Below are 17,241 nucleotides of genomic sequence, written 5' to 3' on the forward strand. Positions count from 1 at the left end.
ATTGACGCATATATCATCTGATTACTGAATGGAAATTCCGCTTATATCGTAGGGAATTTTTTAGGATTTACCTCACTCATCATCGCATATACTTTCTCCACTACATCTTCCACACTTGGTTTGGAGAAATAATCTCCATCGGAAGAATATGCCGGCCTATGTGCTTTAGCTGTAATAGTTAGGGGTTCAGAATCTAAGTATCGAAACACTTCTTGCCCCTCAATTACTTGTTGTAACATAAAAGACGATCCTGCACCAGGTACATCCTCATCAGCAAAAATCACTCGATTAGTTTTCTTGATGGATTCTCCTATGATCCCATGGACATCAAATGGCAATAGAGTTTGCACATCCAGCACTTCTATTTCTATACCCATTTCTGCGAGTTCACATGCTGCTTCCATCACAATTCTACACATAGAACCATAAGTCACTAGAGTCACATCAGAACCGTCTCTAAGCACTTCCGGCTTGCCCAATGGAACTGTATATTCCCCTAGGTTCAGAGGCATTTTCTCCTTTAGTCTATAGCCATTCAGGCATTCAATGACAATGGCAGGCTCATCAGATTTCAACAGCGCATTGTACATTCCAGCTGCCTGCGTCATATCTCTAGGCACGCACACGACCATCCCACGCAACGTAGAAAGAATCATACCCATAGGAGAACCAGAATGCCATACACCTTCCAATCTATGGCCACGGGTACGAACAATCATCGGAGCTTTTTGACCTCCTTTGGTACGATAGTGAAGACAGGCCACATCATCTGCTAGCATCTGAAGTCCATAAAGCAAATAATCTAGGTACTGAATCTCTGCCAGCGGTCGTAAACCTCTCAAAGCAGTACCTATCCCCTGACCTATAATCGTACATTCCCGTATCCCAGTATCTGAAACCCGCAGCTCACCATGCTTTGCCTGCAAACCTGCAAAAGCCTGATTCACGTCACCAATTTTACCTACATCCTCACCAAACGTAAAAAAGCGAGGATCTCTGGCTAGGGTGATATCAAAATAAGCCTGTAGAATTTCCCTCCCATCAACCAAAGGAGCCTTTTGATTGAACATAGCAGGAACTTCCAGCACATTCAATACACTCCATTCCGATTGGCTATAGAGGTGGCTGTTATACCTATCGAAATTCAAATCCGACTGCTTCGCATACCAGGCTTTCAATTCTGCCTTCACAGCAGGAGTATCCAATCTTAATATCACTAGCGCTTTCCGCACTGCTACCACGACATCTTTTCGTATTGGATTAATTGTCTTAGAAAGCTCCTCAGCGAGCTGATTGATGAGAACTTTTCTGGTACTTTGCAGAGCAGCTGCTCTAAGTAGCGTGACAGCTTCAACCAATTCATTTTTTATTTCGCTGGAAAACTTGGCCCAAGCAGCTTCCTTTTCTTGCTTTACCAGAGCTTGGGCTTCAGCTTCTATTTTGTCTAATTTATCTGCATTGGCAATTTTATTGCTCAAAATATATTCTCTGAATTTGGAAATACAATCCCAATCTTTCTCCCACTGAAGTCGCTTTGCATCTTTATATCGCTCATGCGAACCTGAAGTGGAATGTCCTTGTGGCTGAGTCATCTCCAGCACGTGAATCATTACTGGAATATGATAGGTTCTTGCCAACTCGCCAGCTTCCACATAGGCATTTAGCAACCCCTCATAATCCCATCCATTCACTCGGATAATTTCAATTCCTTTCTGCGAATCTGTACGTTCAAATCCAGCTAATGCCTCAGAAATACTGCCTTTTGTAGTATGGAACTCATTTGTCACAGAAATACCGTACCCGTCATCCCAAATGGAAATTACCATAGGAACTTGCATTACGCCGGCAGCATTGATAGTCTCAAAAAACATTCCCTCAGAGGTAGATGCATTTCCGATGGTACCCCAGGCCACTTCATTTCCATTGACAGAAAAGTTCTTCAACTCCTTCAATCCTTTATTTTCTCTAAATAACTTTGAAGCATATGCCAGCCCAAGAAGTTTAGGCATTTGAGCGGCTGTGGGTGAAATATCTGCTGCAGAATTATACAATTTGGTCAAATCCTTCCAGCTTCCATCCTCATGGAGAGATCGCGTAGCAAAGTGGCCATTCATCAGACGTCCCGCACTGGCAGGCTCTGCCTCTACGTTGGCATGTGCGTATAGTTGAGAAAAATATTGTTGTATTGTCAACTCACCAATTGCCAGCATAAATGTCTGGTCTCTATAATAACCTGAGCGAAAATCTCCAAGCTGGAAGGCTCTTGCCATCGCTATTTGGGCAATTTCCTTACCATCCCCAAAAATTCCGAACTTCGCCTTTCCCATAAATACCTCTTTCCGACCAACTAAAGATGCATGCCTACTAATCATAGCGACTCGGAAGTCTTCAAGTATTGCTTCTTTAGAGAGATTCGGAGAATTCAGGTTTTTTGGAACTGATTGAACTTCTGACATAAAGGTTAATTTACTAAAGTTATTTGGGTTTTGATTGGTTCATCATATCTATCATTCAAAAATAGCCAAATCAAATTTCTATGCAAATTTCAGTATTATTAATTTTCAATTAAAAATTTCGAAAGCCATGTTATTATCAAACTAAAACGGAATAAAATTTTGAAATTTAACTAATATCTAATAATAGAAGCAGGAAAAACAAAAACTCTGTGCACTAGAAACCAAGCATTTAGCAAAAAAGCAAAGTCAAAATTATCAATGCTTAAAAGTAATTTTTTAAAATTTACTGAACGATTATAGAATATATCAAAATATAATTCCGAAAATAAGCTATTATCGAAAGCATACCAAATACTATTCTTAATCTTGCAAATTGATAGCCTTGCGCTTATTATATTTGTGTGCGAATTAATTTAAATCCAATTAGTTAAGTCATGATTATAGGTGTTCCGAAGGAAATTAAAAACAACGAGAACCGTGTAGCCCTTACCCCTGCCGGTGCAAAAGAATTAGTGAAAAAAGGTCATTCTGTTTACGTTCAGCACACAGCTGGCGAAGGGAGTGGATTCCTGGATGTTGACTATGCCGAAGCAGGAGCTACTATTCTCCCTACTATCGAAGCGACTTATGAAATCGCTGAGATGATTATGAAGGTGAAAGAACCTATCGAAGCTGAATACATGCTGATCAAAGAAGATCAATTGTTGTTCACCTATTTCCACTTTGCTTCCTACGAGCCTTTGACTAAAGCTATGGTAGCAAGTAAGTCTGTATGTCTTGCTTACGAAACTGTAGAGAAAGCTGATAGAAGCCTTCCCCTTTTAGTTCCAATGTCTGAAGTTGCAGGTAGAATGGCCGTACAGAAAGGCGCTAACTATCTAGAGAAACCACTCGGAGGAAGAGGTATTCTTCTCGGAGGAGTACCAGGCGTACTTCCTGCTAAAGTTTTGATTCTTGGAGGTGGTATCGTAGGCACTCAAGCTGCATGGATGGCTGCAGGTCTAGGTGCAGATGTCACTATCATGGATGTCAATCTACCACGGTTGCGCTATTTGGCTGATGTGATGCCTGCAAACGTGAATACCATGATGTCTAATGAATATAACATTAGAAAATTGATTCAGAATCATGACTTGATTATTGGTGCAGTATTGATTCCAGGAGCTAAAGCCCCTCATTTGATCACTCGCGATATGCTGAAAGAAATGCTCCCGGGCACTGTACTAGTGGACGTGGCTGTAGATCAGGGCGGTTGTATCGAAACTTGTAAGCCTACCACCCATCAAGAACCTACTTTTGTAATCGATGAAGTGGTTCATTATTGCGTAGCCAACATGCCAGGTGCTGTACCTTATACTTCTACGCTAGCTTTGACTAATGCTACTCTTCCTTATGCTATGCAATTGGCGGATAAAGGCTGGAAAAAAGCTGCTCAGGATAATCCGGATCTAGTACCGGGTTTGAATATTATCAATGGTGACATTGTGTATCAGGCAGTAGCAGAAGCATTTGGTATGGATTACACTCCTGTAGTAAAATATTTGGCGGACTAATCTGGGCTAAATCTGGCAATAAGCAAATTCACCGAGTTCCAATAAAGATTCATTTGGTGAAATGCCTTCGTTTGTCCATTTGTCTGACAATTTAGAAACTGACAAGGCAGGTGAAATTTTAACTCACTTGTAAGGTAAATTGTTTTTAGAGCTACCCAATGACTTGCATCCCAAATACCCCCTGCGTGTCAAACGATTGGCAACAGCTACCTACCTGTGCAATCAGCGAAAACCTCTGTGCCCACTGCGGTTAAAAAGTTACCCCAAAGCAAACCATATCAGGCGAAAACCAAAACCTATCATTGCCAGGCCTACTGTTTTATTTAACCAAAACATAAATCCGGGAGTGACAAATTGGGACAATTGCTTTGCTATAAAGGCTTTAGTCAGGTCTATAGAGAAAACCGTCAAAAGGATTCCAGTATAATAAAGCCACACGTCCAATGAGTCGATAGACGCCTTCACGTGCACTAGGCTGGCAATTGAAATCCAGAAAAGCAGCACAAACGGATTGATTCCATTGATACTAAATCCTTTCAGAAAAGCACTCCGCTTCTTTGCCCGGCGTTCCTCCTCTAGGTTTGCATCAGGTTTAGCTGTTCGTCTTTTCAAGAAATAACTGAGTCCAAAACCAATCAAAATCGCTCCGCCTACTAAGCCTAAAGCAGATTCAAAATAAGTAGCCTTTGCCAAAAACTTAATGCCGAAAAAAGTAAGTAACACATAGAGTGTATCACTAGTCAGGATTCCCACAGCTACCATGGCAGCATGGAGAAATCCTTTTTCTAGACTACTTTGGATTAAAGTGAAAAACACAGGTCCGATCATCGCAGACAGAAGCAGCCCCATGCTGATCCCTTCCAGCAGTACTTGGCTCACAACTCAATCGCATTTTTGAGTAGAAATTGCTGCCAACTCGCGGCTTTATCTCCCTTGAGCACCCTAGGAAACTTGTACTGCCCTCCCTCTTTGCCTTGTTCTTTTAGCCAAGAATAAAATAAAGAGGAAGGCAAAACAGTAACTAGTACTTGCTTCAAAGCATGATTTCTCTCCACAGCATAGTCATCATTAAGTGTTTTAAGATGTTTATCTAAAGTCTTTTTAATGGTATTTTTTTTAACGGTGGAATCCGAACCTATAAACCAATGATGTGCAAACAGACTTCCATGAGGAACTCCCATCAAAGTAAATTCACAGATATTCATATCATGCTCTTCAGCGGTCAGTTCAATGGCCTTGTTCATATTGTCCACGGAGAGGTGCTCCCCACAAAGACTCAAAAAATGCTTTGTCCTGCCGGATATAACTATTTCTGATTCTTCCTTGGACACAAATCGAACCACGTCACCAATCAAATATCGCCAAGCTCCAGCGCAAGTACTGATCAGTAGGGCATAATCCTTACCCTCCTCTATTTCATCTATTTTTAAGGTATTTGCATGCGGTTTGATATTTCCCTCCTCATCAAAATTCTCCTCATTGAAAGGTACAAACTCATGAAAAATACCATTGTTGAGAACCAAACGCATGGATTTACGATTGGGCAGTGCCTGAAAGGCCAAAAATCCCTCTGAGGCTAAATAGGTCTCCAAATACAATAAGGGCTTGCCCAATAGTTTTTCAAAACCCTTTTTATATGGCTCAAAAGAAACTCCACCATGTACGAAAATCTGGAGGTTAGGCCAGATTTCATGGATATTATCTACCTGATACCTCTCTATGATTTTTTCGATTAAGATCTGTAGCCATGCCGGTACGCCCACGATAATCCCTATATCCCAGGACTTTGATTTCTCCACGATCTGATCCAGTTTGTCTCCCCAGTTTTTGCTTCGCGATATCTTTTTGCCAGGCTTATAAAAGCGTTGAAACCAGATAGGCAATTGTCCGGTAGTAATCCCACTGAGATCTCCAGAGAAATAAATACCATTAAACTCTAAATCGGTACTTCCCCCTAACATTAAAATCCCTCTTCTTAAAAGTGAAACTGGAAGGTCATATTTAGAAAGAGACAGAATTTGTCGAACGCCTGTTTTACGAATGGCTTTCACCATGTCCGTGGTGATGGGAATGAATTTGGAAGTAGCGCCGGATGTCCCACTACTCAGCGCAAAATACCTCACTAGACCCGGCCAAGTTACATTTGATTTACCTTCCAGTAGTTTGTACCACCACTCCTCATGAATGTGGTTGTAATCGTAGATAGGTACTTGGGATTTATATCGCTCATAAAACTCATTCTCGCCCCATCGGAAACCTTTCAAGATTTTAGGAAAATCATATTTCTGGCCAATTTCTGTGTCAACTGCTTGAATCAGCAATTTCTTCAATTCCTGACGTTGGAGTTCTAATGGATGAGAGTACTCTTGTTCTAGACTCTCTCTCAGGCGAATGCCTTTTTTTAGCAAAGTACTAATGATCGCCATATCTTTGTTTTGGGCCTTTTAGAAAAAAGTAACGCATAAAAATAGAAAATGAACATCAAAGCCAACCTTGAAGCAGTAAAAAAAACATTCATAAATCAAGAATGTCAGCTAGTAGCAGTGAGCAAAACTAAGCCCCTGGAAGATCTTAAAGTCGCCTATTCTGCTGGAATCCGAGATTTTGGAGAGAATAAAGTGCAGGAACTTCAGGCAAAACAACCTGAGATGCCCGAGGATGTCAACTGGCATATGATCGGTCACCTGCAAAGCAACAAGGTGAAATACATTGCACCTTTCGTGTACCTAATTCATGGAGTGGATTCCTTTAAGCTTCTTCGGGAGATCAATAAGCAAGGCAAAAAAATCGATAGAAAGATTAATGTTTTGCTTCAGATTCACATCGCTGAAGAAGAAACCAAGTTTGGTTTTGACAAGGAAGAATTAGATGAAATGCTCTCTAATCCTGACTTTGTAAACCTCAGTCATGTCAGTATTCAAGGGGTAATGGGAATGGCTACATTCTCTGAAAACAAGAACCAAGTTAGAAAGGAATTCAGAGGATTGAAAACACTTCTTGAAGAACTGAGAAGTCGTCAACTTCCAGAATTCGTCCAACTGAAAGATATTTCAATGGGAATGAGTGGAGATTATCAAATCGCTCAGGAAGAAGGAAGTACGATAGTAAGGATAGGCTCGGCGATCTTTGGAGGAAGGAGTTGATTTTAGGTGTTGCGTATTAGTTATTGATTGAAAGTTGGCAGGTTTAAAATTCTCTCCTAGCTCAACGTTCACAGGGTGAGGACAGGTATTGCTCATTAACTGTAGAGTTGAATAAATATTCTCCAGTATATGCGCTGTTTGATTTCAAGGGGATGCTTAGTGTGCTTCAGTGTCCTCCTCGTCAAGAAACGCAACACCTCTCCTCCATAAAAATTCGTTATTTGAAAGTCCTCTTAAATAGAATATCCAGCTTATTTGGTATAGTTAAGGGAAAGAGACCAAACAAGCTATATTATGGACTTTCATCAAACATAATTTCGTCTGAACTTTCATTTTTATGTATAGATTTCTCGATGGGTAATGTAAAATAAAAAGAGGAACCCTCACCTACAACACTTTCTACCCATATTTCACCACCATTTTTTTCTAAAAATCCTTTCACCAATAATAACCCAATTCCAGCCCCTTTATTTTTCTTTTTTGCTTCAGCAATTGCTTTCATATTAGGTTTAAAAAGGTTATCTAATATTTTTTTGGACATTCCAACACCAGTGTCCTTGACTTGAACTATAATCTTATCATCTTTAATTTTTGATGAAATCGCAATTTTTCCTCCTTTTTCTGTATGAGTTATCGCATTTGAAACGATGTTTTGAATGATGGAAACTAACATTTTCCCATCTGCAAATACAGAAGCATCCGCTTCAATTTCTTGATGAAGCACTATTGTGTTTATTGAAGCAGTTTCTTTTAAACTTTCAAAGACCTTTTTAATGTACTCGGCTAATTTTAGTTTTGTCGGGGAAAAGACGTCTGAGGCGTATTTTATTCTTGCCCATTCCACTAAATAATCTAACATCTCTAATTCATCCGTCGTTGATTTATAAAGTATATTAATCATTTCCTGAACTTCATCAGGCTTCATTTGATGATAATATGTTTTTAAATAATCAGCAGTTTGAATAATATTTGCGAGAGGGGTTCTTAAATCGTGCGATAGTATTGCAAGAACACTCTCTTTATGACTGTTAAGACCTTCCAAATCTTTGATGTATTTTTTTATGGAATCCTCCAATTTTTTCCTTTCGGTCAAGTCACGCAGAATTTTAACAAAGCCCAACTTAGCTCCATCTAAACCAATAAGAGGAAAAACTACCCCATAAGCATAAAACAAGCTCTTGTCTTTAGCAATGTGCCATCTATTATCTGTTGCTCTGCCTTCCTTTAAAGCTGTTTCAATTTCATTTTTCTGAATACCATTTTCTAAATCCTCCTCAGTGAATATTATATCGAAAGGTTTTCCAATAACTTCCTCCGTCTTATAACCAAATATTTTTTCAGAGCCAGAACTCCAGCTGTTTATGTTGAAATCATTATCTATTGTAAATATTGAGTAATCTTGTAGACTGTCAATTATTTGGCTATAGAACTCAGCAGTTGGTATATATGTGTTTCTCTTAATTTTCGGTTTGTTTTGTGTATTTCCCATTTGATTTATTTTAGTCGTTATGTTATTAGCGTCTAAGGCCAGATCCATCCATTCTTTTAAGGGCTTGAACAAAAATCCGTGTCCCATTCCCGTATTCAATTTGATCTCGCAGCTGGAGGTTTGTTTTTTGTTCAATGCAAAGACTCCTAATGGGTTAGACTTTCATAAATGGTAAGTATTTCACAAACATTGATTTCAGGAATATCCTGAAAGCCGCTATCACGAAAACTAGCTACAAACACAATATTCATATCTGGCTTAATTGCCAGCGTAGGAATGTAGTGAAAAAAGTATCCAACATTGGTGCCAATTGTGGTGATTTTTCTTGGCTCAATTCCACAGGCAAGTAAGCTGACAATTTAGTTTAGTATGCAGATAGCGTACTATCTAGCAGTACATTTCCTCTTCTTAACTCGCTTTTGACTTTGAAGTCATGTTTTTTGAATTCGGCAATAATCTCGGTGTATGCTGTTTACCCAAGTTCAGGATGCAGTTAATCATATCCCTATACTTCTAAAAAAACGGGGCTGAAGGAAAAAATAACTAGCTCTTCATTTTAGGAATGAGGAGTATTGTAAGACGAGTTAATTTCGTAATAGGAGCTCCCGAAACTAGTGAAACAGGCAGTATGAATCGAGAAGATCATGTACAGTAGATTTACCTACCCGACTGGCGGACGTTTACATACTTACCCACATTGATGATGCTCATTCACATGTATAATTGCTTCTTTGCTGAGTTCCTCTAATGTAGAAATGTTGATGTCTGAAAGTTTTCTTATGTATATGTTGTCTTATTTGTTGCCATACTATTGAATTTATTCGTTGTATCGAGTTCGATCCTACACAATGGCCGCTAACAGTCAAATAAAAGTAGTGTAAGCTGGCACCACCAGTCCTGGATTTTGCAAAATTATTTAGGCCTAAATTCTTATCAGGAAGGAATATCATCCCCACTAGCATTATCAGCTGATTTCAAAATTGCTCTAATTCTATCTATATGAACCTGGGACGTTTGTGCCCTTTCAAGAGCTGAACGAGAACCAGCACCTTTTTCTCCTCTTGCAATTTCAGTCAGTAGGTTTTTATGCTCCTCAAACATCCGAAGTGCAGTCCACATAGTTTCTTCAATCTTGTTAGTCTGTTCAGCTAAGAGGAAAGCTGCCGTATAGGCATGTCCGGTATGGCAACGATACCGTAGGTTGCTATCTTTTCCCACTTTCCACAATACCCCACCGCAACCCGGACAGTTAAAAGGAACCTGATCACCCAGTTTATTTACTGAAGACAAATCGCTTAACACACGTTCTGCAATTTTAGCTTCTATTAAAACATCTTCCGGAATAGATTTGTGTTTTTCTAATTTCAGTGGAATAATCTTGTGAAGAAGGGTCCCCATTTCAGCTATAGGCAGGCTGTAATCTACTTTTACGTTATTTAGGGCGTTTCTTGGCATATCAGGATACTCGGCTTCGTCAGGATCCTGTACAATACAGGTTCCTCCACACTTTTTAATAGCATGCATTCCGGCTGTTCCATCATCAAGATAACCAGTCAGCAATATCCCGATAACACCAGTCCCAAACGCGACCGCAGCTGATCGGAATAGCGGATCAATAGCAGGACGCGACCTGTTTTCGTGGGCTCCTTTGGTCACCAGCATTTTCCCGTTTTCCCCAATCAACAGGTGATGATCTGATGGCGCTAGGTACACATATCCAGGCTTCAGGCTATTGCCACTTTTAGCGTGCTGACATTTTAAGGTATTTAGCTTATTGAGCTCGTCCAATAGTACATTTCCCGTAGCGTCAGGAGAAATATGTCGGACAACCAATACCGGCAAAGGAAAATCTTTGGGCAGTTGGCTTATAAGTTTTTTCAATGCACTCAGCCCCCCGGCAGAAGTACCTACAACCACTACCTGGGTAATTTTATCCTGTTTTTCGGATTTACTGGTTTTTTTCATTTATGTATCAACTAAAATATAATCTAGTGGTAATTCAGGAACATTCATATCCGTCACTGCTATTGATTCTAAAAATCCAGATTGTTTTATATCATTTTATGATTTAACGTCAAAATACTGATTAAAAGCCTATTAAGTCTCAGTTAAAGCCAAATTACCGTAAACTGAGATTTAATTGATAGAGGAATTCATCTATCAAAAGGCGGCAATTTTTTAGCATTTTATCTGCTTCAGGCTGACCTAAATTGTGATATAAGCACCAAGCCTTATTTAAATGCTGAGCCACTGCTAGCATGTTTATACATTGTGTTCGCTTTTACTAGTTACTATAGACCAAAAAGAGAGCCATTCCAACAGGCGAAAGACGAAGTATTCATAAACACGATCAATACAAATTCATTCTGAAGTAGGTCTTAACGCTCTGGGGAATCCCATTTATCGGGATAGGCTATTCCAGAGCCAAGCAAGTTTCGTCCACACAAAGCAAAGACCCAATAGTAATAACCGTCAAATTAAGGCATACCTTTGCGCCCGCAAATAAAATTCTACATGAAGCGCATCAATGAATACAAGAAACTCTTTGGAGTTGAAAAGGAAATCGATTTGAAGACCTTGAAAAAGAAATACCGCGATTTAGTAAAGGAGTGGCATCCTGACAAATTTCTAAGTGGAGACCCTTTACAGGTAGAAGCTGATATACAAAGCAGAAGGATTATTGATGGGTACCATTTTTTGGTAAGTATAGCACCAGAAACCTTGGAGGCTAATTTAGAGGCCTACACTGAAACGATTAACAATGCTGGGATTGCAGATTATCACCACAAAGGCCTAGTACTGGAAATCACATTTCTTGATGGATCTACTTACGAATACTTTGGCGTGACCCCGCAAGTCTATCATAAAATGATCAATAGCGATAAGCTAAACCGTTTTGCGAAGCGAGCTATTTACCCAAATTATATTTATAGAAAATCTAAAAGAAGCCTGGAAGTAGTTTAATCTTCACTTGTTCAATTATATCTGTATCCGCTCTATTGCACGTATGGGTGAATTGCAGCAATAATCAACGGATCAAAAACGTCAACTACTATTAGAAAACCTTGGACTGAATTTCTTGAGGTTTTTAGATTTGGATATCAATAAAAATATGAGCTACGTTCTAAATGAGCTAAATTTTTACATTGATGATTGGGAAGATAAAAATGGAATTAGTAGGAGTGATTTTAAATAACAAATCCCCCTCGCCCCCTTTGTAAAGGGAGAGTTGCATCAAACGATACCTCAGACCTAAATTTTAAAAGTGATCAATATTAAGATTAATGATAGAAGTTCCATCGAGGCTATTCCCCCTTCTTAAGGGGGCTAGGGGGATTTCTAGAATGATTCCCGAAATCTCAAATTACCCTACTCACTCTTCAGCACCTTTGCAGGATTGGTCTGCGAAGCCACATAGGAATGAATTCCTACGATAAGCAGACAAATCACCATTACTCCCAAACCTGCTGCTGCAAATATCAAATAAGGCATATCCACTCTCGTATTGAAGCTATTTAGCCAGTTATTGAGGAAATAAAAGGCAGGAAATATCGCGATCAGAAAGGATAGGCCCACCAAAATCATATATTCTTTGGAGATCAGAAAAAGAATCTGCTGTAGTGTTGCTCCCAAGACTTTTCTGATGCTGATCTCTTTGGTACGCTGGGCTATCGTGAAACTGGACAGACCAAACAAGCCCAGGCAGGAAATCAATATCGCCAAGCCACAGGCAAAACCTAACACATTTTTGATTTTGACGTCTTCCTGATAGAATCGCGCTATCTGGCTATCCAAAAAGCTAAAAGATGCCGACTCGTATGGATAAACGCTTAGATAAATCTGCTCCAACCGCTGTTTTGCTTCAGCCAGGTTTTGATCGGAATTAAGTTTAACATTCACTGTCTGGAAATATTCAGGGTTATACGTGAAAAGCAATGGACGAATCCCCTCTCTGAGTGTCCGCGAATGAAAATCCGCAGTCACCCCAATGATTCTCACTTGTCGTTCACTATATCTGATTTCGGCACCTACCGCTTCTTCGGCACTTGCGAAACCAGCTTCTTTCACAAATTGGGCATTAACCAATATTTCTTCCTCTCGATCTATTCCATCTGAGCCTGCTAGCAGGGGAATGCCATTTACCCGCACAAATGCAGAATCCACATTCATCACCTGTATAGAAATATGCTTCTCAGTGGTGTCCTCTGGCACATAAGCCCCCGAAGTCCACAAACTAGTGGACGAGACCAAACTCCCGCTTAGGCTGGCTCCTTTTACCATCGTTTCCTGATTCAGTCTATCCTGAAGCTGGAGCATTTTGTCCGGATCCGACATAAAAGGAAGATAACTGTAAAGCACCGCTTCCTTATCAAACCCCAGTGGCTGACTAGTCACAAATTTCAGCTGGTAGTTTAAGACCAAAACCAAAATAATGAATGCAATGGAAGAACTGAACTGAAGAACTGTCAAGTTTTTGCGAAGAAACCCTCCAAAAGAAAAGCCCCTCCTAACTGATAACTCGCCCTTGAGCGCACGCTGAGGATGATATCCTGAGAGTACAAGCGAGGGATATATTCCCGTAATCAACGCGACAAGGATCGGAAAAGCCAAGTAAAAAATGAGATTAAAGCCAGAGAAATGCTCGATCTTAAAGTTTGCAGGCAGGTAGCTGGAGAAAAGTGTTCGTATTATCTCTACCAAGCCCATAGCTAAAAGAGTGCTGAATAGTACCAGTAAAAAAGTCTCTGCCAAAAACTGAGAGATCAATTGCGCCCTTGTACCTCCAATTGTCTTTCTAATACCAACTTCTTTAGCTCTGCTAAAGGCCTGAGCAGTTTCCAGGTTTACAAAGTTTAAACATGCTAAAACAAGTATAATCAAACCAATGTAAACCAGCCCATTGAGAAAGACTTTGGAAACCGAATCATCAGCATAATTTGGTGAAAAGTGCATGTCCGCAAGTGGCTCTACGAAAAAGCTTGTTTTACTATCTTCCCCTTTATCGTAGTTTTTTTCTACTAGCGAACCAAAGGACTCATCAATGCTTGCCCTGTCCCTGCCGGGAGAAACTTTTATAAAAAGTTGAGAGCTCGAATTGACATTTGTCCACATGTGTAGACCATACCATTCCTTTTTTTCTTGAGTGGCAATCGTACTAAAAGAGATAAAATCCGTGAAGATAAAGTCCGTGTTCTCAGTGTAATCTTTTACCACTCCAGAAATCTTCGCATAAATAGAGTCTGCATCCACATACATCATTTCTTTGCCCAAGACATCCGAAGGTTCCGATCCTGGGAAGTACTTATGCATGCTGCTTTCAGAAATCACAAGCGAACTTGGATCATCCAAAGCTGTGTGTGGATTGCCCGCAAGCCATTCTCTGGGGAAAATTTTAAAAAATCCAGGATCTGCAAAAGTGACCTTGTCAGATCTTCCAAATACTTTATCTGAAGAAGGCAAGGTGACTAAGGCCTGATACATCGTATAAAGCCTGCCTTTTTCTTCTATCCCAGACACTTCCACTTCGATTATCTCACCGAGTGGTCCCGGAGTCCCTGAATTAGGAAATATTCCTCCATCGCCCCAATCTGTCACTGTGTTTATGCGGTAAATTCTCTCCTTATCCGGATGGAATTGGTCAAAGCTATAAGAATGTGACACCACATTGAAGATCAAAAAGCAGATCGCAATTCCTATGGACAAACCCAGAATATGGATACTTGTCCTCAACTTATTACGTCTTAGATTTCTAAAGGCGATTTTAAAGTAGTTTTTCAGCATGTGGCTGTAATGTTTAAAAGTTAGAAAGTTTTAACCCGCATTATGCATTAGCAAATCTACTACGGCTTCAAACCGCTTCAAAATCAGTCGCTATGCTTCACTTTTCGCTCTCACCGTAGCGGTGCTACGACTCGATCTCCAAAGTGACTGATTTTCTTGCAGTTTGAACCCTCGTTACGAATCCTAATGCATAGTCCGGGTTTAAGGATCACCGATGAGTTCTAACTTGAAGTACTAATTAATGTTTTTACAATGGGTTAAAGTTTGTCAGGCTGAGCGAAGTTGAAGCCGTTTTGCATTATTGTCCTCTTCTCCGCTCGGAATGACAGGCTCCGCAGTGACAACACCCGAAATCCCCTATCCGAAATCATATCATTCATCATTTAATATATCTGCTGGGTTGACAAAAACTGCTTTAGCCGTCTGATAGCAAGTTGCAATCAAAAACATAAGAAGTATCGTCATTGCCGGTAATAAGAAAAACCATAACCCAAGAGAAACTTGAACTTGAAAACCTTCCAGCCATCCCGAAAGGATATAATATGAAAATGGAATCCCCGCTACAAAGCAGATACTCAACCAAACAAGGTATTCCCCGGAAATCAAATTCAATAGTTGAAACGGAGTGGCGCCCAGGATTTTCCGAATACTCAATTCCTTATTCCTCTGAATAATCAATTGATTAGTCACACCCAAAATCCCCATCACGGCAATTAATACTGCAACCAGTGAGGCCATTCCAAATAATTGAACAAACTGCTGCTCACTTTTATACTGTTTATCGAAATGCTCATCCAGAAAGTAGTATTCGAAAGGAGAACTTATATAGGACTTTTTGAAAATACGTTCTATTTCCTTCAGCGTACTTGCTGGATCGGAGCCTGTTATATCCACAACATAATAATTCAGATCCTGGGGTGAATAATTTAAAACCATAGGATCAATTTCCACATTAACTCCCTGTTGGCGGTAATCATCAACCACCGCTACAATTGGAATCTTCGCATTTCGTGATTCCAATTGCTTACCAATAGCTTCCTCAGGATTTTGAAATCCTAGCGTTGTAAGTGCCTTTCTATTAATAATAGCTTCAGATCCTTGTTCTAGAGCCAAGTTGAATGCTCTTCCTGCCAGCATCTTAATACCAAAAACATCAAAATATCCTTCTCCAACACTCAAGGAAGTGTACATGACCCCATTTTTCTCCTTTCCTTCTACATGATATTCATCAGACCTCCAGTAAACTTCATTTCCAGGAATCTCATTAGTAGCACCAATGTTTTTTACAGAGTTCAGGGAGCCAATAGAGTTTTGGATTTGCTCTTGATAATTCCCACTGCCATCCACGAACAGCATGGGAGAACGAAACACCAACTTGTCTTCTAGGTTAAGACCCAAATTCTGATCTCGCATAAAATTAAGCTGCTTATAAACAGTTAACACCCCTGCAATAATCACGAGACAAAAAACCAATTGAGTGACAAGCAAAGGTCTGGCAAATGCTGATTTAAGTTTAAACTTTAAGGTACCTTTTAATGCTCCTGCAGGAGAAAATGAAGCCAGAATTACAGCTGGATAAATTCCTGAAAGTAGCGTCCCAAATACCCAAAATGCTAATACATAATTGGAGAAGGATTTAAATTGGAAAATTGACTCAGGTAAGCCTAAATTTAATATGGAGTTTAACAAATCACCGCAACTTAGAACCAATAAAGAGGCAACTACACTAGCAAAAAGATTCAACAGAAAGCTCTCAAAAATGAACTGAAAAAATATTTGTATTCTATCCCCGCCAAAAACTTTCCTGATGCCAATTTCTCTTGCACGTGTCATTGCTTTTGCATTGGAAATATTGATAGAATTCAGATAAACCATCAACATTACAAAAGCTCCAATCCAAAGGAAATAACTCAGTTTGTTTCCATCCACTCCTTTTTCATACTCTCCAGTTATAGCAAAGTTGGTATGAATGTCATGCACCGGCTGCAAGCTCAAATCCCAATTTGACTCACTGGATTTCAAAGATTCTCCATAGTGCGTTTGAAGACTTTCATTAATTGCCAGTTCTGTTTCTGAAATAGAAGCTCCAGGAGATAATTTCAGAAATGAAAATTGATTTAACCAATCAAAAGATTGATCGATTTCCTTACCGATAAAGTGATGCAGCGTGGCATAGGAAATAAGAATCTCTGGTTTTAAATGCTGATTAGCGGGAGTTGAATTATAAATCCCAACTACCTGAAAATCTACAGTTCCATCAAAATTGGTACTGTTAATCTCCAACGTCTTTCCAACTGCGTTTATGTCTCCAAATATCTTATCAGCTGTTGATTTTGAAAGCATTGCCTTTAGAGGTTCATTCATTTGATCAAAATCACCTTTAAGCAAATCCACATCAAAGAATTCAAAGTATTGTTGGTCAGTCAAAAAGATGTTTTCCTCTCTGACAAATTGCTCTTCAAACCCAGCGATTACCTCTCCTAAAATCACCACTCTACTAAAGTCCTCCACCGAAGCAATTTCTTTGGCAAAAGTTTCTCCCATAGCTGGAGAAGTCCTGGCACTTTTTTCTATCGACCCATCACTAGATAGGGAGGTCAAATTTATCCGATATAACTGATCACTGTATTTTAGATCAGCATCATAACTTTTTTCAAAGTTCACATAAATCAAAATGATCAACGCTGCACATATTCCCACCGCCAATCCACCAATATGAATCAATGAATTGACTTTATCAGAAAGCAACTTTCTCCAGAGTATCTTAAAATAGTTTTTCAGCATTTCATTTAATTTTAAAAAGAAGATTGTGGTTTTCC

At 39.6% G+C, this 17,241-nt stretch carries 11 protein-coding genes; 3 read left to right on the forward strand and 8 right to left on the reverse strand.

Annotated features, from left to right (window positions below; genetic code table 11):
* Positions 1–41: 41 nt before the first annotated feature.
* On the reverse strand, positions 42–2,456 hold the full coding sequence (locus U3A58_RS12640; RefSeq protein ID WP_323823805.1) for an alpha-ketoacid dehydrogenase subunit alpha/beta: 2,415 nt from the start codon (positions 2,454–2,456) through the stop codon (positions 42–44).
* A 434-nt stretch (positions 2,457–2,890) separates the two neighbouring features.
* On the opposite strand from U3A58_RS12640, the gene ald reads away from it, so the two are divergent.
* Complete coding sequence (ald, locus tag U3A58_RS12645; protein ID WP_323823807.1) at positions 2,891–4,009, forward strand: alanine dehydrogenase; 1,119 nt, start codon at positions 2,891–2,893, stop codon at positions 4,007–4,009.
* Here ald and U3A58_RS21850 read toward each other — a convergent pair.
* From U3A58_RS21850 to U3A58_RS12655, 3 genes are all read right to left on the reverse strand, one after another.
* On the reverse strand, positions 4,006–4,185 hold the full coding sequence (locus tag U3A58_RS21850) for a DUF6992 family protein (RefSeq protein WP_416377303.1): 180 nt from the start codon (positions 4,183–4,185) through the stop codon (positions 4,006–4,008). The two genes, ald and U3A58_RS21850, sit on opposite strands and share 4 nt — an antisense overlap.
* Before the next feature lie 82 nt (positions 4,186–4,267).
* Positions 4,268–4,888: a LysE family translocator gene (locus U3A58_RS12650; protein ID WP_323823810.1), complete on the reverse strand. Its 621-nt coding sequence runs from the start codon at positions 4,886–4,888 to the stop codon at positions 4,268–4,270.
* Positions 4,885–6,435, reverse strand: coding sequence for a GH3 family acyl-acid amido synthetase (locus U3A58_RS12655; RefSeq protein WP_323823812.1), 1,551 nt, complete (start codon positions 6,433–6,435; stop codon positions 4,885–4,887). The genes U3A58_RS12650 and U3A58_RS12655 overlap by 4 nt, the downstream gene beginning before the upstream one ends.
* Before the next feature lie 48 nt (positions 6,436–6,483).
* On the opposite strand from U3A58_RS12655, the gene U3A58_RS12660 reads away from it, so the two are divergent.
* Positions 6,484–7,152, forward strand: a complete 669-nt coding sequence (locus U3A58_RS12660; RefSeq protein WP_323823814.1) for a YggS family pyridoxal phosphate-dependent enzyme — start codon at positions 6,484–6,486, stop codon at positions 7,150–7,152.
* Between the two features lie 292 nt (positions 7,153–7,444).
* Here U3A58_RS12660 and U3A58_RS12665 read toward each other — a convergent pair whose 3' ends face one another.
* Positions 7,445–8,728 (reverse strand): PAS domain-containing sensor histidine kinase, encoded by a 1,284-nt coding sequence (locus U3A58_RS12665; RefSeq protein WP_323823816.1) that lies wholly within the window; start codon positions 8,726–8,728, stop codon positions 7,445–7,447.
* Between the two features lie 846 nt (positions 8,729–9,574).
* Positions 9,575–10,606, reverse strand: a complete 1,032-nt coding sequence (locus U3A58_RS12670) for a chemotaxis protein CheB (protein WP_323823818.1) — start codon at positions 10,604–10,606, stop codon at positions 9,575–9,577.
* Positions 10,607–11,155: 549 nt separating this feature from the next.
* Between U3A58_RS12670 and U3A58_RS12675 the strand changes: the two genes are divergently transcribed.
* Positions 11,156–11,605 carry a KTSC domain-containing protein gene (locus U3A58_RS12675; RefSeq protein ID WP_323823820.1) on the forward strand — a complete coding sequence of 150 codons (450 nt, stop codon included), beginning with the start codon at positions 11,156–11,158 and terminating at the stop codon, positions 11,603–11,605.
* A gap of 405 nt (positions 11,606–12,010) precedes the next feature.
* Here U3A58_RS12675 and U3A58_RS12680 read toward each other — a convergent pair whose 3' ends face one another.
* Both U3A58_RS12680 and U3A58_RS12685 read right to left on the reverse strand, forming a co-directional pair.
* A complete protein-coding gene (locus U3A58_RS12680; protein ID WP_323823822.1) occupies positions 12,011–14,422 on the reverse strand; it encodes an ABC transporter permease in 2,412 nt (803 codons plus the stop codon).
* Positions 14,423–14,794: 372 nt separating this feature from the next.
* Positions 14,795–17,206 (reverse strand): ABC transporter permease, encoded by a 2,412-nt coding sequence (locus tag U3A58_RS12685; protein ID WP_323823824.1) that lies wholly within the window; start codon positions 17,204–17,206, stop codon positions 14,795–14,797.
* Positions 17,207–17,241: the final 35 nt, after the last annotated feature.

Source organism: Algoriphagus persicinus (genome assembly GCF_035156415.1).
Classification (GTDB): Bacteria; Bacteroidota; Bacteroidia; order Cytophagales; family Cyclobacteriaceae; genus Algoriphagus; species Algoriphagus persicinus.